This is a genomic window from Kitasatospora sp. CB01950, assembly GCF_001905465.1.
Lineage (GTDB): Bacteria > Actinomycetota > Actinomycetes > Streptomycetales > Streptomycetaceae > Kitasatospora.
The window spans coordinates 495,212-517,946 of sequence record NZ_LISX01000001.1 but is presented as its reverse complement, the minus strand read 5'-3'; the positions used below and the strand labels follow the sequence as shown (position 1 = coordinate 517,946).

23 protein-coding genes are annotated in these 22,735 nt (G+C 74.0%); 8 read left to right on the top strand and 15 right to left on the bottom strand.

What is annotated here, in order from left to right; genetic code table 11:
* Positions 1-42: 42 nt before the first annotated feature.
* A complete protein-coding gene (locus tag AMK19_RS02400) occupies positions 43-735 on the bottom strand; it encodes a response regulator transcription factor (RefSeq protein WP_073807625.1) in 693 nt (230 codons plus the stop codon).
* Complete coding sequence (locus AMK19_RS02395; RefSeq protein WP_073807623.1) at positions 732-1,991, bottom strand: sensor histidine kinase; 1,260 nt, start codon at positions 1,989-1,991, stop codon at positions 732-734. The genes AMK19_RS02400 and AMK19_RS02395 overlap by 4 nt, the downstream gene beginning before the upstream one ends.
* Positions 1,992-2,281: 290 nt before the next feature.
* Here AMK19_RS02395 and phoU point away from each other — a divergent pair, with 290 nt between their 5' ends.
* Together phoU and AMK19_RS35800 are read left to right on the top strand one after the other, a co-directional pair.
* Positions 2,282-2,956 (top strand): phosphate signaling complex protein PhoU, encoded by a 675-nt coding sequence (phoU, locus tag AMK19_RS02390; RefSeq protein WP_073807622.1) that lies wholly within the window; start codon positions 2,282-2,284, stop codon positions 2,954-2,956.
* 137 nt (positions 2,957-3,093) lie between these two features.
* Positions 3,094-3,261: a hypothetical protein gene (locus AMK19_RS35800; RefSeq protein ID WP_158071855.1), complete on the top strand. Its 168-nt coding sequence runs from the start codon at positions 3,094-3,096 to the stop codon at positions 3,259-3,261.
* A gap of 82 nt (positions 3,262-3,343) precedes the next feature.
* On the opposite strand, the gene AMK19_RS02385 is transcribed toward AMK19_RS35800, so the two are convergent.
* Both AMK19_RS02385 and AMK19_RS02380 read right to left on the bottom strand, forming a co-directional pair.
* Entirely contained in the window at positions 3,344-3,931 is a 588-nt protein-coding gene (locus tag AMK19_RS02385) for a lytic polysaccharide monooxygenase auxiliary activity family 9 protein (RefSeq protein ID WP_073807620.1), read from the bottom strand.
* A 258-nt stretch (positions 3,932-4,189) separates the two neighbouring features.
* The gene (locus AMK19_RS02380) at positions 4,190-4,951 is read right to left on the bottom strand and encodes a phosphoglyceromutase (protein WP_073807619.1); all 762 of its coding nucleotides are present in this window, start codon (positions 4,949-4,951) and stop codon (positions 4,190-4,192) included.
* Between the two features lie 112 nt (positions 4,952-5,063).
* On the opposite strand from AMK19_RS02380, the gene AMK19_RS02375 reads away from it, so the two are divergent.
* On the top strand, positions 5,064-6,347 hold the full coding sequence (locus AMK19_RS02375) for an MDR family MFS transporter (RefSeq protein WP_073807617.1): 1,284 nt from the start codon (positions 5,064-5,066) through the stop codon (positions 6,345-6,347).
* Positions 6,348-6,354: 7 nt separating this feature from the next.
* Here the strand turns inward: AMK19_RS02375 and AMK19_RS02370 are convergent, their stop codons facing one another.
* From AMK19_RS02370 to mshA, 3 genes are all read right to left on the bottom strand, one after another.
* Positions 6,355-6,834: an SLATT domain-containing protein gene (locus AMK19_RS02370; protein ID WP_073807616.1), complete on the bottom strand. Its 480-nt coding sequence runs from the start codon at positions 6,832-6,834 to the stop codon at positions 6,355-6,357.
* A 32-nt stretch (positions 6,835-6,866) separates the two neighbouring features.
* A complete protein-coding gene (locus AMK19_RS02365; RefSeq protein ID WP_073807614.1) occupies positions 6,867-7,382 on the bottom strand; it encodes a YbjN domain-containing protein in 516 nt (171 codons plus the stop codon).
* A gap of 108 nt (positions 7,383-7,490) precedes the next feature.
* Positions 7,491-8,774 carry a D-inositol-3-phosphate glycosyltransferase gene (gene mshA / locus AMK19_RS02360; RefSeq protein ID WP_073808329.1) on the bottom strand — a complete coding sequence of 428 codons (1,284 nt, stop codon included), beginning with the start codon at positions 8,772-8,774 and terminating at the stop codon, positions 7,491-7,493.
* A gap of 262 nt (positions 8,775-9,036) precedes the next feature.
* Between mshA and AMK19_RS02355 the strand changes: the two genes are divergently transcribed.
* Positions 9,037-9,861 (top strand): class I SAM-dependent methyltransferase, encoded by an 825-nt coding sequence (locus AMK19_RS02355; RefSeq protein WP_241844203.1) that lies wholly within the window; start codon positions 9,037-9,039, stop codon positions 9,859-9,861.
* Between the two features lie 258 nt (positions 9,862-10,119).
* On the opposite strand, the gene AMK19_RS02350 is transcribed toward AMK19_RS02355, so the two are convergent.
* The gene (locus AMK19_RS02350) at positions 10,120-10,647 is read right to left on the bottom strand and encodes an O-acetyl-ADP-ribose deacetylase (protein WP_143200014.1); all 528 of its coding nucleotides are present in this window, start codon (positions 10,645-10,647) and stop codon (positions 10,120-10,122) included.
* Positions 10,648-10,864: 217 nt separating this feature from the next.
* Between AMK19_RS02350 and AMK19_RS02345 the strand changes: the two genes are divergently transcribed.
* The gene (locus AMK19_RS02345; protein ID WP_073807609.1) at positions 10,865-12,271 is read left to right on the top strand and encodes a PP2C family protein-serine/threonine phosphatase; all 1,407 of its coding nucleotides are present in this window, start codon (positions 10,865-10,867) and stop codon (positions 12,269-12,271) included.
* A 67-nt stretch (positions 12,272-12,338) separates the two neighbouring features.
* Here the strand turns inward: AMK19_RS02345 and AMK19_RS02340 are convergent, their stop codons facing one another.
* The 3 genes from AMK19_RS02340 to AMK19_RS02330 all read right to left on the bottom strand — a co-directional run bounded on the left by AMK19_RS02340 (position 12,339) and on the right by AMK19_RS02330 (position 13,783).
* Entirely contained in the window at positions 12,339-12,671 is a 333-nt protein-coding gene (locus tag AMK19_RS02340) for a DUF2516 family protein (RefSeq protein WP_241844202.1), read from the bottom strand.
* 99 nt (positions 12,672-12,770) lie between these two features.
* A complete protein-coding gene (locus AMK19_RS02335) occupies positions 12,771-13,349 on the bottom strand; it encodes a hypothetical protein (RefSeq protein ID WP_073807607.1) in 579 nt (192 codons plus the stop codon).
* A 29-nt stretch (positions 13,350-13,378) separates the two neighbouring features.
* On the bottom strand, positions 13,379-13,783 hold the full coding sequence (locus AMK19_RS02330) for a helix-turn-helix domain-containing protein (protein ID WP_073807606.1): 405 nt from the start codon (positions 13,781-13,783) through the stop codon (positions 13,379-13,381).
* Positions 13,784-14,050: 267 nt separating this feature from the next.
* Between AMK19_RS02330 and AMK19_RS02325 the strand changes: the two genes are divergently transcribed.
* Genes AMK19_RS02325 through AMK19_RS02315 form a run of 3 tightly spaced genes read left to right on the top strand, consistent with a single transcriptional unit; the run spans position 14,051 to position 16,241 of the window.
* Positions 14,051-14,725, top strand: coding sequence for a Type 1 glutamine amidotransferase-like domain-containing protein (locus AMK19_RS02325; protein WP_073808326.1), 675 nt, complete (start codon positions 14,051-14,053; stop codon positions 14,723-14,725).
* A gap of 31 nt (positions 14,726-14,756) precedes the next feature.
* A complete protein-coding gene (locus AMK19_RS02320; protein ID WP_073807605.1) occupies positions 14,757-15,380 on the top strand; it encodes an HAD-IA family hydrolase in 624 nt (207 codons plus the stop codon).
* Positions 15,381-15,422: 42 nt separating this feature from the next.
* Entirely contained in the window at positions 15,423-16,241 is an 819-nt protein-coding gene (locus tag AMK19_RS02315) for an alpha/beta fold hydrolase (protein ID WP_073807603.1), read from the top strand.
* A 46-nt stretch (positions 16,242-16,287) separates the two neighbouring features.
* Here AMK19_RS02315 and AMK19_RS02310 read toward each other — a convergent pair whose 3' ends face one another.
* The 4 genes from AMK19_RS02310 to AMK19_RS02295 all read right to left on the bottom strand — a co-directional run bounded on the left by AMK19_RS02310 (position 16,288) and on the right by AMK19_RS02295 (position 22,641).
* Entirely contained in the window at positions 16,288-16,503 is a 216-nt protein-coding gene (locus AMK19_RS02310) for a hypothetical protein (RefSeq protein WP_073807602.1), read from the bottom strand.
* A 4-nt stretch (positions 16,504-16,507) separates the two neighbouring features.
* On the bottom strand, positions 16,508-19,564 hold the full coding sequence (locus tag AMK19_RS02305) for a DEAD/DEAH box helicase (RefSeq protein WP_073807601.1): 3,057 nt from the start codon (positions 19,562-19,564) through the stop codon (positions 16,508-16,510).
* 207 nt (positions 19,565-19,771) lie between these two features.
* Complete coding sequence (locus AMK19_RS02300; protein ID WP_073807599.1) at positions 19,772-21,580, bottom strand: vWA domain-containing protein; 1,809 nt, start codon at positions 21,578-21,580, stop codon at positions 19,772-19,774.
* Entirely contained in the window at positions 21,577-22,641 is a 1,065-nt protein-coding gene (locus AMK19_RS02295; RefSeq protein ID WP_073807598.1) for an ATP-binding protein, read from the bottom strand. Before AMK19_RS02295 ends, AMK19_RS02300 begins: the two co-directional genes overlap by 4 nt.
* Between the last annotated feature and the right edge of the window lie 94 nt (positions 22,642-22,735).

The window sequence follows — 22,735 nt, the reverse complement described above, 5'->3', positions numbered from 1 at the left end:
CCGCCGCGGCGGGGCCCCTTCGTGCTGTGTCGCGGGTACGGCTTACGGCTCGAACTTGTAGCCGAGGCCACGGACGGTGACCAGGTAGCGCGGGGCGCCCGGGTCGGGCTCGATCTTCGCGCGCAGGCGCTTGACGTGGACGTCCAGGGTCTTGGTGTCGCCGACGTAGTCCGCGCCCCAGACCCGGTCGATCAGCTGCATCCGGGTGAGCACCCGGCCGGCGTTGCGGAGCAGCATCTCCAGCAGGTCGAACTCCTTGAGCGGCAGGTCGACCTTGGCGCCGTCCACCGTCACCACGTGCCGGTCCACGTCCATCCGGACCGGGCCGGCCTCCAGCGCGCCGGGGGTGGCGGCGCCGTCGCCGTTCGCGTCCTCGCCGCGGCGGCGGAGCACCGCGCGGATGCGGGCGACCAGCTCGCGGGTGGAGTACGGCTTGGTCACGTAGTCGTCGGCTCCTATCTCCAGCCCGACGACCTTGTCGATCTCGCTGTCCTTGGCGGTGACCATGATCACCGGGACGTTGGAGCGGACCCGCAGCTGGCGGCAGACCTCGGTGCCGGGCAGTCCGGGCAGCATCAGGTCGAGCAGGACGAGGTCGGCTCCGTTGCGCTCGAACTGCTCCAGCGCGTCGGGCCCGGTGGCGGCGACCGCCACCTCGAAGCCTTCCTTGCGGAGCATGTACGACAGGGCGTCGCTGAACGACTCCTCGTCCTCGACCACCAGTACACGGGTCACGATCGGGCCTCCGGGGCAGGAAGTGTGGGTGCTGCTGAGGATGCGCGGTCCTCGACCGGGGCCTGCCCGGCGGGGAGCCGCAGTGTGAAGGTGGAACCCTGGCCCTCGACGCTCCACACCGACACGGTGCCGCGGTGCGAGGCGGCGACGTGCTTGACGATGGACAGGCCGAGGCCGGTTCCACCGGTGAGGCGGGAGCGGGCGGGGTCCACCCGGTAGAAGCGTTCGAAGATCCGCTCGCGGTCCTTCTCCGAGATGCCGATGCCCTGGTCGGTCACCGAGATCTCGATCAGTTCGCCGTCCGCCTCGCCCAGCACCGCGGCGCTGGAGATCCGGCGGGTGGCGATCGCCACCCTGGTGCGCGGCGGGCTGTAGTTCACCGCGTTCTCCACCAGGTTGCCGAGTGCGGCGGCCAGTTGGCCGCGGTTGCCGACCAGGTACAGGCCGGTGGTGCCGCCCGCGGCGATGACGATCTGCTTGGCGGCGGCGGTCTGCCGGCAGCGGTCGATCGCCTCGGCGATCAGCTCGTCCACCGCGACCGGCTCCGGGTCGACCTTGAGCTGGTCGTCCTGGACCCGGGAGAGGTCGATGATCTCCTGGACCAGACTGGCCAGTCGGGTGGCCTCGACCTGCATACGGCCGGCGAAGCGCTGCACCGCCTCCGGGTCGTCCGAGGCGTCGGCGACGGCCTCGGAGAGCAGGGAGAGGGCGCCGACCGGGGTCTTCAGCTCGTGCGAGACGTTGGCCACGAAGTCGCGGCGGATCGCCTCGATCCGGCGGCGCTCGGTGCGGTCCTCGACCAGCACCAGCACCAGCCGGGAGCCGAGCGGGGCGACCCGGACCGAGACCGCCAGCGGTTCGGCGGCCCGGGCGGAGGCGCCGGGGCGGGTGAGTTCCAGTTCGATCTGCCGGATCTCGCCGTCCCGACGGGTGGCGCGGGCCAGCGAGAGCATCTGGTCCACGGCGACCCGGCCGCCGCGGACCAGGCCCATCGCGTAGGCGGCGGAGGAGGCCTTGACCACCTCGTCGCCGTCGCCGAGCACGATCGCGCAGGAGCGCAGCACCGAGAGCACGGTGTCCACGCCCGGCGGCAGGGCCGGCTCCTGAAGGGGTTCCGGCCCTGGGGTCCTGCCGCTGCTGCTGCCCTTGCCACGGCCCTGCTCGCGCTCGCTCCAGCGGAAGGCGATGGAGGCGGTGAGGCCGACGCCGAGCCCGGCTATGGCGCAGGCAGCGGCGGCGGCCACGTTCACGTCCATGCCTGCCAGCGTAAGTGGTGGCCGGGCAAGCTCTGTAAGGGTGCGATCAAGGCATCGGCCGGGCGTTGCCGAGAATTCACCTTCACGATGCCGCCGATTCACCGCTGAGGCCGCGGGGGGTCGCACGAACGGCTCAGTCTGGGCCGTGCAAGCCCGTGTGGGCGGTGACGCGGCTACCATTCGCGCCACCAGCAGCGGCCGTCCGTACGGTCGGCCCCGCATCGGGCCGCCCGGTGCAGGGCGTCCGGTCGGCACCGCCACCGACACCGGTACTGGAGGAGAAGAGCGCAATGCGCGACGCGTACCACGAGGAACTCGACTCGATCAGCGACGGCCTGGTCGAGATGGCCCGGCTGGTCGGCTCGGCGATGGGACGGGCCACCACCGCACTGCTGGACGCGGATCTGGAGCTGGCGGAGAGCGTGATCGCCGCCGACGAGAAGATCAACAACCTGCACCACGACCTGGAGAACCGGGCCATCGACCTGCTGGCCCGCCAGCAGCCGGTCGCCACCGACCTGCGGATCGTGGTCACCTCGCTGCGGATGAGCGCCGACCTGGAGCGCTGCGGCGACCTGGCCCGGCACGTCGCCAAGGTCGCCCGACTGCGCTACCCGGAGACCGCCGTCCCGGGCGACCTGCACCCGATCGTGCTGGAGATGGGGCAGCTCGCGCAGCGCTTGGTGGCCAAGGCCGGCGTGGTCATCGCCACCAAGGACGTGGACAAGGCGCTGGAGCTGGAGGCGGACGACGACGCGATCGACGCGCTGCACCGCGAGCTGTTCTCGCACCTGCTGGACGACCGCTGGCACCACGGCATCGAGACCGCGGTGGACGTCACCCTGGTCGGCCGGTACTACGAGCGCTTCGCCGACCACGCCGTCTCGGTCGCCAAGCGCGTGGTGTTCCTGGTCACCGGCGAGCACGTGGACGAGTTCATCGCCACCGCAGACTCGGCGGAGTAGTCGCCACGGGGGCGCACTCCGCGCGAACCATCAGCCCCCGCGCGCCCGTTGACGGCGCGTCAGCGCAGCGTTTCACTCGAAGGGACGGGCGTCCACCGGGCTGCCCGGCTCCGCCCGGACGAGGAGGATGCAGCGCGATGAAGACGACCGGCATACCGACCACTCCCCCGCCGAGCCCGCTCGCGCCGGCCGCGGCGAAGCTGCTGCCGGTCCTCGCCGCGGGCTGCGGCTGTGGCCCCGGCTGCGGCTGCGGCTGCCAATCCGGCGCGCCCTGCCAGTGCGGCGGCGCGACCGCCGGCCACTGAACGACGCGGCAGGGCCGGGCACCCGCGAGGGTGCCCGGCCTTTGCCGTGCGGGGAGGTGGTGCGGAACGGTGGTGCGGGGCGTCAGAAGGTGACGTCCATGCACTGGTAGAACGCGTTGCCGGTGTCGGCGATGTCCCAGACCGCCAGGATCACCTGGTGGCCGGTCAGGCCGCTGGGCAGCGTCGCGGTGTGGCTGAGCGTGGCCGGGGGCTGCTTGCCGCCCATCGGCACGGTCAGGAACGGCGTCGGGTTGAGGTTCGCCCGGGTGATCTTCGTGGTGGCGTCGTAGCCCGGCTTGGTGATGAAGTACCGGAACGATGTGGTGGCGTGCCGCGCCTCGATGCTCCAGGTCAGCGTGAGCTGCTGACCTGCGGTCACCTTGGTGGTCGGCCAGCCGCCGCTGCGCGGGTCGTCCAGCTGGGCCCAGCGGGCGTCGCCGCCGGCGCACAGGGTGCCGTCGGCCGGGCCCTGCGCCGGGAAGCCCTTGGGGCCCTCGACGCTCTGCGGCTCCCACTGGATGTCGCCGCACTTCTTCACCACGCCCGAGCCGCACAGGCCGGCCCGGCTGGGCGGGGTGGTGATGTATCCGTGCGAGCTGGCGGGGATCGCCGTCGCCAGGGTCGCCGCCGCGGCGGCGATGCCGACCGCGAGGATGTTGCGCTTGCGCATGGTGCTCCTCCGTGGGGGTGGATGGAGTACATGCACGGGCACGCGCGGAGCCGCGTGGGGGTGCGGCCATCATTGGCATGCCCGCGCTGACATTGGCCCCACGCTAGAAGCCCCCACCGACCCCCGTCAATGGTCTGAACCAATCTTCGCGGTCTGAACCACTCGGCCCCGCCCGGCAGTTGACGGCCCGGGCACGGAACAGCCCCCTGGGCCGGGGCGTCGTTGCGCCGGGCAGGGGGCTGAGGAGGACGGGAAGCGTTACTTCTTCTTGCCCTGGTTCTTGACGGCCTCGATGGCGGCGGCGGCGGCCTCCGGGTCGAGGTAGCGACCGCCGGGGTTGACCGGCTTGAAGTCGGCGTCCAGCTCGTAGAGCAGCGGGATGCCGGTGGGGATGTTGAGGCCGGCGATGGCCTCGTCGGAGATGCCGTCCAGGTGCTTGACCAGGGCGCGCAGGCTGTTGCCGTGGGCGGTGACCAGGACGGTCCTGCCGTCGGCGAGGTCCGGCACGATGGCGTCGTACCAGTAGGGGAGCATCCGCTCGACGACGTCCTTGAGGCACTCGGTGCGCGGGCGCAGCTCGGACGGGATCTCGCCGTAGCGCGGGTCCCCGGCCTGGGAGTACTCGGCGTCGTCGGCGAGGGCCGGCGGCGGGGTGTCGTACGAGCGGCGCCAGAGCTGGAACTGCTCCTCGCCGTACTCGGCGAGGGTCTGGGCCTTGTCCTTGCCCTGCAGGGCGCCGTAGTGGCGCTCGTTCAGGCGCCAGCTGCGGCGGACCGGGATCCAGTGGCGGTCGGCCTTGTCGAGGGCGATCTGCGAGGTGCGGATGGCGCGGCGCAGCAGCGAGGTGTGCAGCACGTCCGGCAGCAGGCCTTCGGCGAGCAGCAGTTCGCCGCCGCGGGCGGCCTCCTTCTCGCCCTTCTCGTTGAGGTCGACGTCGACCCATCCGGTGAAGAGGTTCTTCTGGTTCCACTGGCTCTCGCCGTGGCGGAGCAGGATCAAGCGGTAGGTCGTGTCAGCCATGGGGCCAGCTTAGTGGAGGGGGAAATTCGATGGCCGGGCTGTCCATGTGCGCCGTAATGTGCGTCCAGCTGTTTGACCTCTTACCGTTTTCCGCTGTTCCGGGAGCCCTGCCATGCCCCTCGCCGCCCGCCTGGTGTCCGAAGTCCGAAGGGCCGCGGGCGGGCTGCCGCGCCAGTTCTGGTGGTTGTGGACGTCCACGCTGGTGAACCGACTGGGCGGATTCGTGGTCACTTTCCTGGCGCTCTATTTGACGGTCGAGCGAGGCTATTCGGCGGCCTACGCGGGCCTGGTGGCGGGCCTGTTCGGGGCGGGGTCGGCGGTCGCCGCGATCGGGGCGGGGGTGCTGACCGACCGGCTCGGGCGGCGGCCCACGCTGCTGGCGGCGCAGTTGTCGACGGCCGTGTTCACGGCGGTGCTGGGGTTCACGGACGGGCCGGTGGCGATCGCCGTGGTGGCGTTCCTGGCGGGCCTGGCGAACAACGCCTCCCGTCCGGCGGTCTCGGCGATGATCGCCGACCTGGTGCCGGCCGCCGACCGGGTGCGGGCGTACTCGCTGAACTACTGGGCGATCAACATCGGCTTCGGCGCGTCCGGCGCGGTGGCCGGTCTGATCGCGACGCACGGCTATCTGACGCTGTTCCTGCTGGACGCGCTGACCACTCTGCTGTGTGCGGTGGTGGTGTTCGCGAAGGTCCCCGAGACGCTGGCGCACGCGGAGGCGGAGGCGGCCGGGGAGCCGTCGGGCCCGCCGATCGGTCTGGGCGCGGTGTTCGGGGACGGCCGGTTCATGGCGGTGGTCGGGGTGAACCTGCTGCTGGCGCTGGTCTACCAGCAGGGCTCCACCACGCTGGCGATGGACATGGGGCAGCACGGCATCTCGTCGTCCCAGTACGGCCTGCTGGTCAGCCTCAACGGGGTGCTGATCGTGCTGCTCCAGCTGCCGCTGACCAGGCTGATGGAGGGCCGCGACCGCACCGCGCTGCTGGCGGCAGGCGCGCTGCTGACCGGCTGGGGCTTCGGGCTGACGGCGGTGGCAGGTTCGTCCGTCGCGCTGTACGCGATGACGGTGGTGGTCTGGACGCTCGGCGAGATCGTCAGCACGCCGACGATGATGGCGCTGGTCGCCGAGCGGTCCCCGGCCCGGGCCCGCGGCCGCTACCAGGGCGTGTACTCGCTGTCCTGGTCGCTGGCGTCCTTCGTCGGCCCGATGGCCGGCGGCCTGCTGCTGCAGTACGGGGGCAGTTGGGCGCTGTGGGGCGGGTGCGCGGCCGCGGGGACGCTGGCGGCCGCGGCGTTCCTGCCGATCGGCCGTCACCGGCCGGTCGAGCAGGTGGCCGAGCAGGTGGCCGAGCAGGTGGCCGAGCAGGCCGCCGAGCCGGTCGCCACGGCGGTCTGACGGCCGTTCACGACCCGGCGTCACCGCTGCCGGCCTGCCGCAGCCGCACCCAGCTGTCGTGGTCGTCGGCCAGGATCCGTTGGTACTCCTCCACCAGCTCCGCCACCTGTGCGGGGTCGGCGGGGGTGTCGCCGCACTCGACCTTCAGCAGGTCGAGGCGGCGGCGCAGCATGGACAGCCGTTGGACGGTTTCGGTGCGCTGGATCCACAGCGTCCGGTAGCCGAAGAACGCGGCCCAGGCGGCCAGCACCGTCACCAGCGCGCCGCAGGCCAGGGCGGCGTCGGCGAGCCGGTCGGCGAGCGGCTCGCCGACCTTGAGGCCGAGCAGCACGGTGATCAGCGCGGACAGGCTGACGGTGGCCAGTTGCAGGCTCAGGGCCCGCCGCCGGTCCCAGTCGCGACGGCGTCGGCGCTCCTTCAGTTCGCCGCCGACCTCGGTCTCCAGCCAGGCCAACTTCCGTTGTGCGGCGGCGTGTTCGTTGTCCATCGGTATCCTCCCCGGGCGGGAGGATACCGGGCTCAGCTGTCGGTGGGAGGGTTCTCGCTCGCCAGGTGGGCGAAGGCGGTGAGGTTGCGGGTGGACTCGCCGCGCTTGGTGCGCCACTCCCACTCGCGGCGGATCGCGGTGGCGAAGCCGAGTTCCAGCAGGGTGTTGAACGGTTGGTCGGCGTTCTCCAGCACGGTGCCCAGCAGCCGGTCCACGGCGTCGGCGGTCAGGGCCTCCAGCGGCAACCGGCCCACCAGGTAGACGTCGCCGAGCCGGTCGATCGCGTACGCCACGCCGTACAGGCGGGTGTTGCGCTCCAACAGCCAGCGGTAGACGCCCTCGTGGTTCTCGTCCGGGCGGCGGATCACGAAGGCGTTCACCGACAGGGTGTGGTCGCCGACCCGCAGCGCGCAGGCGGTGGACAGCTTGCGGGTGCCGGGCAGGGTGGCGACCAGCGTGTACGGGTCGGTGGCGGCCGGCTCCCAGGCCACACCGGCCTCGTCGAGCGCGGCACGGAGGAGGGGCAGTGCGTCGTCCTTGGCGGCCATGACCCCACGCTAACGGGCGGTGCGCCCCTGCGGGGTGTCGCCCCGGTCACGCCGTGCGGCCGGTCACGCCGTGCGGCCGGTCACGCCGTGCGCGCGGACGAGGCGGCGTCAGAGGTGGCGCGCGCGGAAGGCCATCGCGCCTGCGTAGACATCGGCGGTGGCGCCGGCCGCCGTCAGCCAGCCGAACGCCGCCGCGTGCCGAGCGGCGGCCGCGCCGCGGGCGCGGGCGAGCGCCGGGTCGGTGACGTAGGGCAGCAGGGCCTGCGCCCAGGCGTCCGGGTCGTGGCCGGGCACCAGGGTGCCGGTGCGGCCGTCGCGGACCGCGACCGGCAGGCCGCCGACCGCGGCGGCCACCACGGGGGTGCCGCAGGCCTGCGCCTCCAGGGCGACCAGGCCGAACGACTCGCTGTACGAGGGCATCACGAGGGCGGTCGCGGCGCGGTACCAGTCGGCGAGCTGCTGCTGGCCGACCGGGGGGCGGAACCGCACCACGTCGTTGATGCCGAGCTGGGCGGCGAGCTTGTGCAGGCTCTCGGGGCGGGCCAGACCGGTGCCGGACGGGCCGCCGACCACCGGCACCACCAGTCGTTCGCGCAGCTCCGGGTGGCGTTCCAGCAGCCGGGCGACGGCCTTGAGCAGGACGTCCGGCGCCTTCAGGGGCTGTATGCGGCCGGCGAACAGCAGCACCGCGGCGTGCTGCGGGAGGCCGAGCCGGTGGCGGGCCGCGGCGCGGTCGCCGGGGCGGAAGACGTCGAGATTGACGCCGGGGTGGACCACGGCGAGCTGCTCGGGGCGGGCCGCGTAGTGGTGGGCCAGCTCGGCGGCCTCCTCCGCGGTGTTGGCGATCAGCCGGTCGGCCGCGCCGACCACCTGGGTCTCGCCGATCACCCGGGCGGGCGGCTCGGGGGTGTCGCCCTCGGCGAGCGCCGCGTTCTTCACCTTCGCCATGGTGTGCATGGTGTGCACCAGCGGCACGCCCCAGCGCTCCGCCGCGAGCCATCCGACCTGGCCGGACAGCCAGTAGTGCGAGTGCACCAGGTCGTAGTAGCCGGGGCGGTGGCCGGCCTCGGTACGCAGCACGCCGTGGGTGAAGGCGCACAGCTGAGCGGGCAGGTCTTCCTTGAGCAGGCCCTCGTACGGCCCGGCCGTGACGTGCCGGACCAGCACGCCCGGGGCGAGCTGCACGGTCGGCGCGTCGTCGGAGTTGATCGCCCGGGTGAACACCTCGACCTCGATGTCGAGGTCGGCGAGGCGCTTGGCCAGTTCGACGATGTACACGTTCATGCCGCCGGCGTCGCCGGTGCCCGGCTGGTGCAGCGGCGAGGTGTGGACGCTCAGCATCGCGATCCGGCGGGGGCGGCGCGGACGCGAGGGGGCCGCCCCGCGGGGCATGCGGACGAGGTGGTCGGTCACCTGCGGAAGCCTCCCTGGGCGCTGCCCGTCGCCTGTCTCGGTGGTGCTGTCGGTGCGTCCGGGCCGTTTTCCGGCCGTTCACGCGCCGCCGCCCGCGGCCGGGAGCTGCGGGCGGATGGACGTCAAGCATCCCAACCGCGTCGTCGCGCCCGCGTATTCCCGCCCGCGTTCCGGCCCGCGTTCCCATTGGTGTTCCCGCCGGTGGACGGGGGCACCGGGGCGCTGCGTACGCTTGGTGACCATGGCCGTAAGCGACATGCCGTCGTCCCGGGGCCGGTCGAGCCGGCCGGTGGGGACGATCACTCGGGGGACGACGAACACCAACCGGCTGCGGCGGATGGACCGCTGGATCGCGTACACGCTGAGTCGGGCGCTGCGGGCGGCGCCGGCCCCGCCGGTCGCCGTGGACCTCGGGTACGGGGCGGCGCCGTGGACGGCGGTGGAGCTGGCGGCGCGGCTGCGGGCGGTGCGGGCGGACGTCCGGGTGGTGGGCATCGAGATCGACCCGGCGCGGGTGGCGGCGGCGCTGCCGATGGCCGATCCGCCGCTGCTGGAGTTCCGGCGCGGCGGCTTCGAGGTGCCGCTGCCCGGCGGGGCGCGGGCCCAGCTGATCCGGGCGGCGAACGTGCTGCGGCAGTACGACGAGGACCAGGTCGCCGAGGTGTGGTCGCGGCTGTGCGGGCGGCTGGCGCCGAACGGGTTGCTGGTGGAGGGCACCTGCGACGAGATCGGCCGGCGGCACGTGTGGGTGGCGCTGGGCCCGGAGGGGCCGCGGACGGTGACCTTCGCGGCCCGGCTGGGGAGTCTGGAGCGGCCCTCGGACCTGGCGGAGCGGCTGCCGAAGGCGCTGATCCACCACAACGTGCCGGGGCGGCCGGTGCACACCTTCCTGCGGGACTTCGACCGGGCGTGGGCGGCGGCCGCGCCGCTGGGCGCGTTCGGGGCGAGGCAGCGCTGGGCGGCGGCGTGCGCGGCGCTGGCCGCGGACTGGCCGCTGCGGGACGGGCCGACCCGGCGGCGGCAGGGCGAGCTGACGGTGGACTGGGCGGCGCTGGCGCCGCGCTGAGCGCTGCCGGGGCCGGGCGCGGCTGGGGCCGGGGCCGGGGCTGGACGCAGCTGGGGCTGGACGCAGCTGGGGCCGGGCTGCGTGAGACCGGGGCCGGGCGGGGTGAGACTTCCGCCCAAGTCCGGTCATCCGTTCGGCAGTTCACTCGAACGAGTTATCGAATACCCCTGGCGTGTTGACGCCCTGGCGCGCCACCATGGGGAGCGCCCGAATGCGCCGTCGCGCGCCCCCTGCGCGCCGGTCAGCGCCCCTGCTCTGCTACGCCCCCAGTTCGTCCCGCACCCCAGCGAACACCTCATAGGTCTCGGCGCCGAACAGCACGAAACGCACCTCGTCCAGGTCGGGGGCCGCCTCGGCCACGGCCGTCAGGGCGATCCGGGCGGCATCGTCCACCGGCCAGCCGAAGATCCCGGCCGAGATCGCCGGGAACGCCACCGTCCGCGCCCCCAGTTCCGCCGCCACCCGAAGGGATTCCCGATAACACGAGGCCAGCAGCTCCGCGCGCTGCCGGCGGTCCTCCGGCCTGAAGACCGGCCCCACCGTGTGCACCACCCAGCGCGCCGGGAGACGGCCCGCGGTGGTCGCCACCGCCCGGCCGGTCGGCAGGCCCTTGCCGTAGTGCGAGGCCCGCAGCTTCCGGCAGTCGGCGAGGATCTCCGGTCCGCCCTTGCGGTGGATCGCCCCGTCCACCCCGCCGCCGCCGAGGAGCGAGCTGTTGGCGGCGTTGACGACGGCGTCCACCTCCTGCTCCGTGATGTCACCCTGCACCAGCGTGATCCGCATCACCGCTGCTCAACTCCCGTCAACTCCGGTTCTGTGGTGGCGGAAACCCTACGAAATCCGGCCACCGCACGCGTGGCAATAACCACATCGCCGCCGCTCAGGCGAAGAAATCCTCGGAGATCACGTTATGGTCGCGGGAAGCTCCCCGATGCCCGGTGCCACACGGGCACCGTGGACGGACACCGGCCGTTGGCCTGTCGGGGAAAGGAAGGACCGACCGATGCCCGCTACGGGAGACGGGCGGGCACCCGACGCGACCGACCACGCCGGGTCCGCCGAGCGCAGTCAGAGCCGACCCGGCACGCCGCAGCGGGCCGCGGCGATACCGCATCCGCGCAGCACCCCCGCGGGCGGCGGCGAGCCGGCCCGGGCCGCGGCCACGGACTTCCGGGTGCTGGTGATCGAGGGCGACGGGCCGGAGCACCGGCTGTTCGAGTCGCTGGCCGAGGAGCTCGGCGGGCACGCCGAACTGCACCGGGTGGACGGCATCCGCGCGGCGCTGGCCCTGCTGCCGCCGACGCCCGGCGCGGGGCGGCGCGGCGCCCGGTACCCCGACTTCCAGTGCGTGCTGCTCGACCTCGGCGCGCCCGGCGAACTGCCGCCCGGCAGCGACGGCCTGGACGCGCTGCGCGAGCTGCTGCAGCGCGCCCCGCACACCGCCGTGGTGGTCCTCACCGACACCGCGGGCACCGGACTCGGCGCGGCCGCGGTGGCCGCCGGCGCCCAGGACTTCCTGGTCCGGCAGGACACCGACGGCCCGCTGCTGGCCCGCGCGCTGCGCTACGCGGTGGAGCGCAAGCGCGCCGACGAGTCGCAGCGCCGACTGGTGGAGGCAGAGATCCGCGGCCAGGAGAACGCCCGCCTTCAGCGCCACCTGCTGCCCACCCCGCTGCTGGACGGCGCGGGCCTGTCCTTCACCCGCCGTTACCGCCCGGGCCGCCGCCGCGCCCTGCTCGGCGGCGACTTCTACGACGCCGTCCGCACCAAGGACGGCCGGGTGCACGTGGTGATCGGCGACGTCTGCGGCCACGGCCCGGACGAGGCCGCGCTCGGCGTGGCGCTGCGGATCGCCTGGCGGGCCCTGGTGTTCGCCGGGCTCAGCGGCCAGCACCTGCTGACCACGCTGCAGCACGTCCTGGAGTACGAGCGGCGCAGCGACGAGATCTTCGCGACGCTCTGCATGGTGGTGCTGGACGCGCCGGGCGAGCAGGGCACGCCGGAGTCGGCGGAGCTGTTCCTGGCCGGGCACCCGGCGCCGCTGCTGCTGGGGCCGGACGCCGTCCCGATGCTGCTGCCGTCCGAGCAGGCCGGCCCGGCGCTGGGCCTGCTGCCGTGCGATGCCGCCCAGGCCACCTGGCCGGCGCTGCGGCTGGGGCTGGCCACCGGCTGGCGGCTGCTGCTGTACACCGACGGCCTGGTCGAGGGGAAGGTCGGGGCGGGTTCGCCGCGGCTGGGCCAGGAGGGCCTGATCGAGCTGATCGCCGACCACCAGGCCGCCGGGCTGACCAGGGGCCGGCTGGTGGACTCGGCGATCGCCGAGGTCGAGGAGTTGAACGGCGGGGCACTGACCGACGATGTCGCGGTGCTGCTGCTGGAGCGCAACCCGGCGCCGGTGATCATGGGCTGACGGCCCGTCGGACCGACGGAAGGGGCGGCCCCGAACGGGACCGCCCCTTCTCGTTGTGCCCGGTGGCTCACCAGGGGCCGTACGGCCCGGGGTTGCGGCCGCGGCCGCGCCCGTCGCCGAGCAGCTTGATCGCGGGGCGGACGTCCACCACGTAGACGATCGAGGCGACCAGGCCGACCAGCACCAGCAGGCCGGTGAGCGGGTTGGCGCCGAACAGCAGGTCCGCGCCCAGCGAGAGGCCGAGCACGACCAGCCAGAACCCCTTGGTCTTCTTGTCGGCGGCCCGGTACGCGTCCTCGCGCCGGATCGCCGCGTCCACGAACGCGAACGCCTTGTAGCCGATGATCGCCGTGGCCAGCCACCAGAACGGGTTCAGGAGATCGATGTACAGGAACGGCACCTGGTGCTCCTCACTCTCTCCTCCATCCTGGCACGGACCGCGCCCGGTTCAACGGCCTTCGGCAGTGTGCCGTTCCCCGCACTCGTCACGGGCGGACCGTCACTCGGAGTCTGCGGCGTCGGCAGCGGCGGCCTTGTGGGCGCGGACGGGCTTCTTCGCGGCGGACTTGGGCGCGGCGGGCTTCGGCGCGGCCTTGGCGCCGGCCGGCTTCGCCTCGACGGCGGGCTCGTCCACCAGGACCTCGGCGAGCACGACCTCCTCGACCTCGACCTCGGCGGCCGGGTCGGCGCCCGGACGGGCGGTGCTCGCGGCGTCCACCACGGTGCGGCCACGGACGGCCAGTTCGTCGTAGACCTCCTTGGCCTTGACCGCGAACTCCAGCGCCCGGCCGACCTGCTGCATCGCGAACTCCTGGGCCTTGGCCTGGAGTTCCTTGACGTCGGCGGGCAGCGCGGTGACCGCGCCGGTGACCTTGGCCTGGGCCTCGACCAGCCTGCTGCCGGCGTCCTGCAGGGCGGCGGCGGCCTTGTCCTGGGTGCCCTTGGGGTCGGCGGCGAGCGCCTCCAGCTGGCCGGGGACCTCGCGCAGCTTCTCGTAGGCGAGGTCGCCGGCGCCGGCCAGGGCGTACAGGGGGGTGGGGTCGGTGAGGGTCTTCTTGAGCTCGTCGCTGATCGGCATGTCGGTCCTCCGGTCGGGGTGCGCCCGCGTCAGGCGGGGTCGGTCGGGTGGGCGGCGGCGGCCGGGTGGGCGGCGGCAACCGGGCGGGCGGCCTGGTTCTCCTTCAGGAAGGCCTCGTACACCGCCAGCAGGGCCTGCTTCTGCCGCTCGTTGATCTGCGGGTCGGCGAGGATCGCGGCCCGCAGGCCCGGCCCCTGCTCGTCCCGCTCCTCCAGAATCCCGGCCTGTACGTACAGCGTCTCCGCCGAGATCCGCAACGCCTTGGCGATCTGCTGAAGGATCTCCGCGCTGGGCTTGCGCAGCCCGCGCTCGATCTGGCTCAGGTACGGGTTGGACACCCCGGCGACCTCGGCCAGCTGCCGCAGCGAGTACTGCGCGTTCCGCCGTTGCTCCCGGATGTACTCGCCGAGCGAGCCCACGTTCAGTGACGCCATGCCCGCAGTCTGCACCGCCCTGCTTGCAATTGCAAGCAGGTTGCTAGCGGGCGCACGCATCCGGGTGCCGAGGCCCCGCCGACAGCGCGGTTGCCGCCGCGGCGGACCGGCCGCTGCTGCGGCGGGCCGGTCTTCGGGGAAGGGACGGCGGCGGTGCGCCCGTTCGTGCCATGGTGGCGGGGCGGCCGGCCGTCGGCGCACGGACCGGCGTGCCGGCCAGGGCGCCGGAGGGTCGGCCGCCCCTGGAAGGCACGAGGGAAGGACATGATGAAGCTCCTCCTCACCGACTCCGGCGTCACCAACGCGAGCATCCGGAACGCGCTGGTCGAGCTGCTGGGCAAGCCGATCGCCGAGTCCGACGCCCTCTGCGTCCCCACCGCGGGGTACGGGGCGCCGACCGCCGACCCGGGCGGGCCGTGGCGGTTCGTCAGCGGCCGGACCGCCCACCCGATGACCGACCTGGGATGGAAGTCGGTCGGCCTGCTGGAGCTCACCGCGCTGCCCGGCATCGACCGGGCGCGCTGGGTCTCCTGGGTCCGGGAGGCCGACGTCCTGCTGGTCAACGGCGGCGACGCGCTGTACCTGGCCCATTGGATGAGGGAGTCCGGGCTGGCCGGGCTCCTGCCGTCGCTGCCCGACCTGGTCTACGTGGGGCTCAGCGCCGGAAGCATGGTGATGACCCCCCGTATCGGGGAGGACTTCGTGGGCTGGCGGCCGCCCGCCGGGGGCGACAGCGCGCTGGGCGTGGTGGACTTCTCGATCTTCCCGCACCTGGACCACCCGGCCTGCCCGGAGAACACCACGGCCGCTGCGGAACGGTGGGCGGCCGACATCGCGGGTCCGGCGTACGCGACGGACGACCAGACCGCCGTCAAGGTGGTCGACGGCGTCGTGGAAGTGGTCTCCGAGGGTCGCTGGAAGCGGTTCGACCCGGCATCATGAGCCGTTCGTCCGGCTGGGAGGGGTGACGGGGATGACGGACCGACAGATTCGCGCGGTGCTGTGCGACCTGGACGGGGTGCTGCGGATCTGGGGCGATCTGGCGGAGGTGGACGCGGCGCACGGCCTGCCGGCGGGCACCGTCGCGGGCGCGGCGTTCCGGTCGGAGCGGCTGCTGCCCGCCGTCACCGGGCTGGTCACCGACGAGCAGTGGCGGGCCGCCGTCGCGGACGACCTGGCCGCGGTGTGCGGCTCGGCGGAGCGGGGCCGGGCGGTGGCCGCCGCCTGGGGGCGGCAGCCGTCGTGGGTGGACCCGGAGGTGCTGGCGCTGCTCGCCGAGGCCCGGCGGAGCGTGCCGGTGCTGCTGGTCTCCAACGGCACCACCCGGCTGGAGGCGGACCTGGCGGCGCTCGGCCTGGACACCGCCGTCGACGCGGTGCTCAACACCGCTCGCCTCGGCGCGGCCAAGCCCGACGCCCGGGTCTACCTGGCGGCCGCCGCACGGGCCCAAGTCCCGCCCGCGCACTGCCTGTTCGTGGACGACAGCGCCGGCAACGTGGCCGCCGCCGAGGCCCTCGGAATGCGCGGCCACCACCACCGGGGTGCCGCCGGGCTGCGCCGGGCGCTCGCCGACGGCGGGCTGCTGACCATTCCGTGAAATACCCGGCGCTCCCGTCCGGGGGCATGCCAGCATCGCCCCATGACGACCTTCTCCGGGTACGACAGAACCACCCTGCACTACGAGCAACTCGGCGACGGCGCACCGCTGGTGGCGATCCCCGGCGGCCCGGGCGCGGACGCCCGCTACCTGGGCGCGCTGGGCGGCCTGGACGCGCACCGGCGGCTGATCCGCCTCGACCCGCGCGGCAGCGGCCGCTCCGCCGAGCCGACCGACCGGACGAGTTGCGCCTTCGGCTCGCAGGTGAAGGACCTGGAGGCGCTGCGCGAGCACCTCGGGCTGGACGCCTTCGACCTGCTCGGCCACTCCGCCGGCGCCCTCACCGCGCAGCGCTACGCCGCCGAATTCCCGCACCGGGTACGGTCCTTGGTGCTGGTGACGCCGGTCGGCCGGGGCGTCCGGGAGCCGGACGAGGCGGAGCTCGCGGCGATCCGAGCCTCCCGCGCCGACCGGCCCTGGTACCCGGACGCGGCGCGGGCGGCGGAGCTGATGGCCGCCGGGGAGGGTGATCCGGCGGAGCTGCTGGCGCGCATCACCCCGTTCTTCTGGGGCAGTTGGGACGACCGGGCGCGCGCCGCGAGCTTCGATCCGGAACTGGTGCCGGGCGCGCCGTGGATGCGGGAGGCCTTCTACGCGAGCGCGGGCGAGGCCGCCCCGGTGGAGGTGCCCGTCCTGGTGGTGGCGGGCGAGCTGGACGGGATGATCGGCACCGCCCCGGCCCGACTGGCCTCCGCGCTCCATCCGCGGGCCCGACTGGAGGTGATGGCGGGCGTCGGGCACCGGCCGTGGGTCGAGGAGCCGGCCGAATTCGTCCGCCTGGTGGACGAGTTCCTGGGCTGAGGAGTCAACTGCCCTTCGCTGCCCGGCAAATTCCCGGGCCGAGGCGTCAACTGCCTTCCACCAGGCGGCGGTAGTCGGCAGCCAGCAGCTCGGCCAGGTCGCGGCCGCGGACGGTGAGGCCGCTCGGGCCGAGGTGGTCGAGGGCCGGGTCGGGGCGCTCCGGCGGCGCGTCCGGCGGGCGGAGGGTGAACTCGCCCTGCCAGAAGGCGTCCAGACACTGGTCGAGCGGGCGGTCGGAGTCGGCGGGGCGGGGCGTCGTCATGGTGTCACTCCCCCACGGCGTCGGCGGACAGGGCGAGCAGTTCACGGAGCTGCTCGGCGGGCAGTTCGGTCAGCCACTGTTCGCCCGAACCGACCACGATGTCGGCCAACTCGCGTTTGGCCTGGACGAGTTCGGCGATCCGCTCCTCCACGGTGCCGACGCAGACCAGGCGGCGGACCTGGACCTCGCGGTGCTGGCCGATCCGGTGGGCGCGGTCGGTGGCCTGGTCCTCGGCGGCGGGGTTCCACCAGCGGTCGAGGTGGATCACCTGGTTGGCGGCGGTCAGGTTGAGCCCGGTGCCGCCGGCCTTCAGCGACAGCAGGAACACCCCTGGCCCGTCCGGGGATTGGAACCGGTCGACGAGTTCCTGCCGGCGCGGCGCAGACAGCCCGCCGTGCAGGTACAGCACCTGGGTGCCGAGGCGGCGGCGCAGGTGCGGCTGGAGCATCGCGCCGAACTCGGCGTACTGGGTGAACACCAGCGTCCGGTCGCCCTCCGCGAGGGCCTCCCGGAGCAGCGCGACCAGCCGCTCGACCTTGCCGGATCGGCCGCTCAACGGCGAGCCGTCGTGCAGCAGTTGGGCGGGATGGTTGCAGACCTGCTTGAGCCGGCCGAGGGCCGCCAGCACCGCGCCCTTGCGCTCGACGCCGCGCACCCCGTTCAGGCGGCGCAGCAGTTCGGCGACCACCGCCTGGTAGAGCCCGGCCTGCTCGGGCGTCAGGTTGCAGCGGACGGTGAACTCCTGTTTGGCGGGCAGCTGTTCGCCGATCTCGGGGTCGCTCTTCAGGCGGCGCAGCAGGAACGGGCCGGTGAGGCGCTGGAGCCGTGCGGCGACCTCCCGGTTGCCGGACTGCTCGACCGGGACGGCGTAGCGCTCCTTGAACGACTCGGCGGTGCCGAACAGGCCGGGGTTGGCGAAGTCGAGGACGGCGTGCAGGTCGGCGAGGCGGTTCTCCACGGGCGTGCCGGTGAGCGCGATCCGGGGGCCGGAGCGCAGCGAGCGGATCGCCCGGGACTGCCGGGCCGAGCGGTTCTTGATGTGCTGGGCCTCGTCCGCGACCACTCGCCGCCAGCGGATCGCGCGCAGCGCGGCGGCGTCCCGCTGGAGCACCCCGTAGGTGGTGATCAGCAGGTCGGCGGCCGGGTCGGGGGCCTCCCGCTCGGGGCCGTGGTGGAGGTGGACGCGCAGACCGGGGGCGAACCGGGCCGCCTCGCGCTGCCAGTTGCCGACCAGCGAGGTCGGGCAGACCAGCAGGACGGGGCCGCGGGCGCCGCGGGCATGCTCCAGGGCCAGCAGGGCGAGCGTCTGCACAGTCTTGCCGAGGCCCATGTCGTCGGCCAGCACCGCGCCGAGGCCGAGTCGGCCGAGGGCGTCCAGCCAGGCCAACCCCCGTTCCTGGTACGGGCGCAGGGAACCGGTGAAGCCCGGCGGTGGTGGGGTGCGGTGGGCGCCGGGGAGGCGGCCGAGGCGGCCCGCGAGCAGGTCGCCGAGCGGGCCGTCGGCGTGCACGACGGTGACCGGCAGGCCGTCGACGATCGCGCCGTCGTCCAGGGCGAGCCGCAGCAGCGTCGCGGCGTCCAGCTGCGGGTCGTCCCTTCGCGCGGCCAGGAACCTCAGGGCGGCGGCGAGTTGGGCCGCGTCCACCTCCACCCACTGGCCGCGGAGCCGGACCAGGCCCTGCTGGGCGCCCGCGAGCTCGTCCAACTCCTTTTGGGTGAGCGGCTGTTCGCCGACCGCGAGCTGCCAGCGGAAGTCCACCACGGCGTCCCGGTCGGCCTGCGCGGACCGCTTCACCGAGCCCGGCGCGGGGCCGCTGTGCGCGGTGGCGGCCAGGCCGAGGCGGGGGCGGCGACGCCACCACGCGGGCAGCAGGACGCCGTACCCGGCGGCGGTCAGCCGCGGGGCGGTGTCGCGCAGGAACGCGAGCGCGCCGGCCCGGTCCAGTTCGACGCCGGTGGGCCGGGTGCGGTGCAGGGCGGCCCGCAGCTCGGGGCAGAGCCGGGCGGCCCGGTCGAGCTCGGCGAGGTACGCCTCCACCGGATCGCCCAGACTGCGCGCCAGCGCGGCGAACCCCGGCCCGTCGGACCAGAGTTCGGCCGCCGGCAGCAGCAGCGAGGGCCGGTCCGCCGGACCGGCCAGCACGTCCAACCGCCAGTTCTCGTCCGGGACTTTCGCATCGGGGTCGTCCGGCGCGCTGCCCAGCGGCTCCGTCAGCCGGAACGCGAGCCGCACGTCGCCGGTGGGCTCCGTCCCGGCGCTCCACGCCGCGAGGCGCTCCGCGACGTCGGGGTCGGGCGCGGCGGGAAGGCGAGGGTCGGCGCGGCGGAGGGCTGCCGGCCAGTCCTGCGACGCGGCGGCCGTGGGCGGCGCTTCGAGCGCGGTGCGAGTCTCGTGGTCGGTGAGCGCGTCCAGGACGGCGGCCAGCAGGGCGCTGCCGGTGCGTTCCGCGCCGTCCTCGGCGCGGGCGATCGGCGGGCACCCGGCCGCGAGAGCGGCGGCCTCCCGGCCCGCCGGGCCGTCGAGCGCGGGCCGCCAACGCGCCGCCCACCCGTCCGCCTCCTCCACCAGCGCGGGCAGCACCCGGCCCCGGCCGACCAGCCGCCACGCCAGGTCGTGCACCGCCGTCAGCCACCGCAGCGACGCCCCGTATGCCAGCTCCGCCGTCCGGCCGCCGGGCAGCTCGACGGTCGTCCCCGGCCAGTACGGATCGAACAGCTCACCCAGCAGCTGCGCCGCCTCCGCCCGGTCGAACACCAGCGCCGGAACCCGCCACGCCTGCAGCACCAGCCCCTTCGCGGTCGACCCCACCGGCAGGTCCGGCGACGGCGTCGGCCGCGAGCCCAGCGTCGGCAACCGCAGACTCACCCACCGCTCGGCCCCCCGCGAAGCGAGCCACGCCGGGCCCGCACCAACAGCGGCGAGCAACCCCGCCACCTCGCCCGCCGAGCACGCGTACGGATGCCGCGATCCTTGGACGGCCCGCCCCGTGAACGCCCCCGCATCCTCCGCCCACACCCCGAGCCGGCCGTCGGCCCGCCACAGCGCATGCAGGACGTACATGGGAGAGAAGCCTCCGGCAACGAGAAGCGGGCAGGGCCTTCCACCATAGGTGTTGCGAGCACCGCCAGGGACGCGGGGAACTGCACGACAAGCGCACGCCACGTCCGCAAAGTCGCGATCACGTGCAGGTCATTGCCCTGCGTCGCGATCTTGCGGTCGGATCCTTCCGCTTCGCGCAGTTCCCCGCGCCCCTGGTGGTGCTCACGTTCACGCCACGTGGAAGACCGGCCCCCGAGGCGTGAACGGCAGCGTCGCGCCCTGCGGGATCAGGTAGGCGTGTTCCCGTCGAGGCACCCGCAGGACGTCGCACTCGGCGTCCGTGATGATCAGCACCGGTGCCGTGGCCGGGAAGTCCGGTGCCCGTGTCAGCAGGTCGATGCCGGGTTGGAGCACCGTCCCGCCGCGGCCGTGGATGCGGACGCGGGAGGCGAGTTCGGCCACCGGCAGGTAGCCCGCGTCGTGCGGGGCGGCGTCGCAGCAGACGAGGCGGGCGGCGGGGACGTCGCGGGCGGCGGCGTAGGAGGCGATCGCGCCGAGGGCCTTGCCGAGCAGGACCCGGCTCATCGATCCGGAGGTGTCGAGCACGACCCCGAAGGTGCAGCGCGGGGTCTCCTCCGGAGGAGAGTAGCGGCCGGCGCGCGGGATGTCGGGGCTGGCCGCCTGCCGCCGGGAGGGCCTCGCGTAGGAGCGGAGGGGTTCCGGCCGGGGCACGAACTCGTCGAACCAGCGGGCGAGTTGTGCGTCCCAGGGAAGTGGCGGGTGGGCGAGGGCGCGGATCTCCTCGACCAGTCCGGCCGGCAGCAGGCCGCGTTCGCGGGTGTGCAGGTCGAAGCCCTGGAGGAGCCCGCGCCGGTAGAACTCGTCGAGGTCGACGTAGCTGCCGCTGCCGGCCCGGGGCAGCGGTTCGCCGAGGATGTCGCCGAGGCCCTTGCCGCGCAGGGTGGCGAGGCGGCGCAGGCGGCGCTGGTCGCGGACGAGGCGGTCGTAGACCTCTTCCGCGGAGAGGCCTTTCAGCGCGGGGTCGTGGAGCAGTCCTTCGGGCATGTCGCCGACGCCCATCTCCAGCAGCCAGCCGTTGATGACGTAGTCGGCGGCGACGTTGAAGAGGTAGGGGTCGCGTCCGCCGGTGCGGTCGCCGTGGCGGAGGGCGGCGTGCAGCATCTCGTGGGCGAGGATGAAGCGCCATTCCTCGTCGGTGTGGCGGCGCAGCGGGTTGAGGTAGATCTCGCCGGCTTCGGCGTTGACGGCGGCGATGGCGATGCCGTGGGCGCGGGCGAGTTCGGCGTCGGCGACCAGGGTGAGGCCGGCGGCGAGGCCGCCGAGCAGGGGGTAGTGGGAGACGAACCAGCTGAGCGCTCGTTCCCAGGGGCGTTGCGGGCGGCGGGGGCCGTCGAGGTGTTCGCGGCGGCCGGCCGCCAGGTCCATCGCGGCGGAGACGGTGCGGGTGAGGGCGTGGGCGAAGGCGAGGGTCCAGTCCTCGGGGTCGTCCGCGCCCCACCAGGAGTGCAGGAGTTGGTCGGGTGCGTCGCCGGCGGTGCCGCAGGCGCGGTATTCGGCGGGGATGCCGTCGCGGCGCCAGCGGGCGGCAAGGGTCTCTTCGTCGCCGCCGGGCCAGACGGCGGGGAGGTCGTCGGGGGCGCGGCCGATGTGGAAGGTGGCGAGGAAGCGGTTGACGACGGTGCAGCGGGCGGCGAGGTCGGCCGCGTCGGGCTGGGTGCGGGGGCCGTTGGCGGCGGGGAGGTGGCCGAAGCCGAGGTGGAGCAGGGCGTGGGCGAGGGCCCAGGCCCATTCCTCGGGTTCGGCGCGGCGGGTGCGGTGGGCGTGCAGGGTGCCGTTGGAGGTGACGACGACCCAGCCGGTGGTGGGGTGCAGGGAGCAGTGGTCCTGCTCGATGGTGCACAGTTCGGCGGGGACGGCGGCGAGTGCGGGGTTGGCCAGGGCTTTGGCGAGTCCGGCGGCGAACGCGGCCCTGGCCGGGTCCTTTTCGGGCGTGTCGGCGGGGCGGCGGGTGCTCACCGGCGGGCCTCGACGAGTCGGGGCAGGTCGCGGGCGGCTTCGATGAGGAACCAGGACGGCAGCACGGGGTGGCCGTCGGGGCCGTCGGCGATCACGATCTGGGCGACTTCGACGGAAATCTCGGCGAGTTGGACCAGCAGCGACTTGGAGCGGTAGGCGTGCTGCCGGACGGTCGGCGAGGCGTGTTCCTTGCGGGCGGGCAGTTCCTTGACCAGGCGGCCGCGGAAGCTGTCGGCGAGGTAGTAGAGCAGGTCGCGGTCCTCGACCCGGTGCGGCCAGGAGGCGTCGCCCTTGAGGATGGCCTCCAGCCCGTACGCGTTGCGGACGATCTTGACGTAGCCGCAGAAGGCGACGGCGTGCGCGGGGGTGAGCAGGCCGTGCGCGAGGACCTTGAGGGTGCCCTCGTCGAGGTCGGTGCCGAAGGAGTGCAGCGCGTCGGAGAGCATGTGCCAGGCGCGCGGGGTGGAGAACGGTTCCTCGGTCTTGGGCGGGGCGGACCACAGGTGGTCGGGCCGGTCGGTGAGGTGGTCGGTGATCCACGGGTGGACGCCGTGCCCGGCGGCCCAGCCGAGCCAGTCGTCGGCACTGGCCCGCAGGTGGACGTGGACCAGGCGGTTGAGCAGCGCGGACGGCATCGGGCGGGCGAGTGCGCCGTCGGTGGCGCGGTTTCCGGCGCCGATCACGATGGAGCCGGCCGGGAGCTCGTAGTTGCCGATGCGGCGGTCCAGGATCAGCGAGTAGAAGGCCTTCTGGACGTCCGGGGTGGCCGCGTTGAGCTCGTCCAGGAACAGGCAGTAGGGCTGGTCGCGGGCGATGGTCTCGGGCGGGCAGAACCGGGAGCGGCCCTCGGGGGTGATCTGCGGGACGCCGATCAGGTCCTCGGGGGCGAGCTGGGTGCCGAGCAGCGAGACGCATTCCAGGCCGAGCGAGTCGGCGAACTGGTTGACCAGCGAGGACTTGCCGATGCCGGGCGCTCCCCACAGGAACACCGGCCGCACGGTGGCGAGTCCGAGCAGCAGCTCGGGGACCTGGGACGGCGACACGGTGACGGCTGACTGCACGAGTCTCCTCGGGAAGCGGTTGGGGGTTCGGCGGTCAGTGTGAACCGCCGGATCCGCCCGGCGCACCCGGTTTTCCGGCCGCCGCACGGCCGTC

Coding starts and splice junctions, on each gene's coding strand:
- phoU (WP_073807622.1), top strand. CDS start 2,282: ATGCGCGACGCGTACCACGAGGAACTCGACTCGATCAGCGACGGCCTG.
- AMK19_RS02305 (WP_073807601.1), bottom strand. CDS start 19,564: ATGTACGTCCTGCATGCGCTGTGGCGGGCCGACGGCCGGCTCGGGGTG.
- AMK19_RS02355 (WP_241844203.1), top strand. CDS start 9,037: ATGGCCGTAAGCGACATGCCGTCGTCCCGGGGCCGGTCGAGCCGGCCG.
- AMK19_RS02370 (WP_073807616.1), bottom strand. CDS start 6,834: ATGGACAACGAACACGCCGCCGCACAACGGAAGTTGGCCTGGCTGGAG.
- AMK19_RS02365 (WP_073807614.1), bottom strand. CDS start 7,382: ATGGCCGCCAAGGACGACGCACTGCCCCTCCTCCGTGCCGCGCTCGAC.
- AMK19_RS02310 (WP_073807602.1), bottom strand. CDS start 16,503: ATGACGACGCCCCGCCCCGCCGACTCCGACCGCCCGCTCGACCAGTGT.
- mshA (WP_073808329.1), bottom strand. CDS start 8,774: ATGCCCCGCGGGGCGGCCCCCTCGCGTCCGCGCCGCCCCCGCCGGATC.
- AMK19_RS02380 (WP_073807619.1), bottom strand. CDS start 4,951: ATGGCTGACACGACCTACCGCTTGATCCTGCTCCGCCACGGCGAGAGC.
- AMK19_RS02335 (WP_073807607.1), bottom strand. CDS start 13,349: ATGCCGATCAGCGACGAGCTCAAGAAGACCCTCACCGACCCCACCCCC.
- AMK19_RS02315 (WP_073807603.1), top strand. CDS start 15,423: ATGACGACCTTCTCCGGGTACGACAGAACCACCCTGCACTACGAGCAA.
- AMK19_RS02325 (WP_073808326.1), top strand. CDS start 14,051: ATGAAGCTCCTCCTCACCGACTCCGGCGTCACCAACGCGAGCATCCGG.
- AMK19_RS02385 (WP_073807620.1), bottom strand. CDS start 3,931: ATGCGCAAGCGCAACATCCTCGCGGTCGGCATCGCCGCCGCGGCGGCG.
- AMK19_RS02330 (WP_073807606.1), bottom strand. CDS start 13,783: ATGGCGTCACTGAACGTGGGCTCGCTCGGCGAGTACATCCGGGAGCAA.
- AMK19_RS02375 (WP_073807617.1), top strand. CDS start 5,064: ATGCCCCTCGCCGCCCGCCTGGTGTCCGAAGTCCGAAGGGCCGCGGGC.
- AMK19_RS35800 (WP_158071855.1), top strand. CDS start 3,094: ATGAAGACGACCGGCATACCGACCACTCCCCCGCCGAGCCCGCTCGCG.
- AMK19_RS02320 (WP_073807605.1), top strand. CDS start 14,757: ATGACGGACCGACAGATTCGCGCGGTGCTGTGCGACCTGGACGGGGTG.
- AMK19_RS02345 (WP_073807609.1), top strand. CDS start 10,865: ATGCCCGCTACGGGAGACGGGCGGGCACCCGACGCGACCGACCACGCC.
- AMK19_RS02395 (WP_073807623.1), bottom strand. CDS start 1,991: ATGGACGTGAACGTGGCCGCCGCCGCTGCCTGCGCCATAGCCGGGCTC.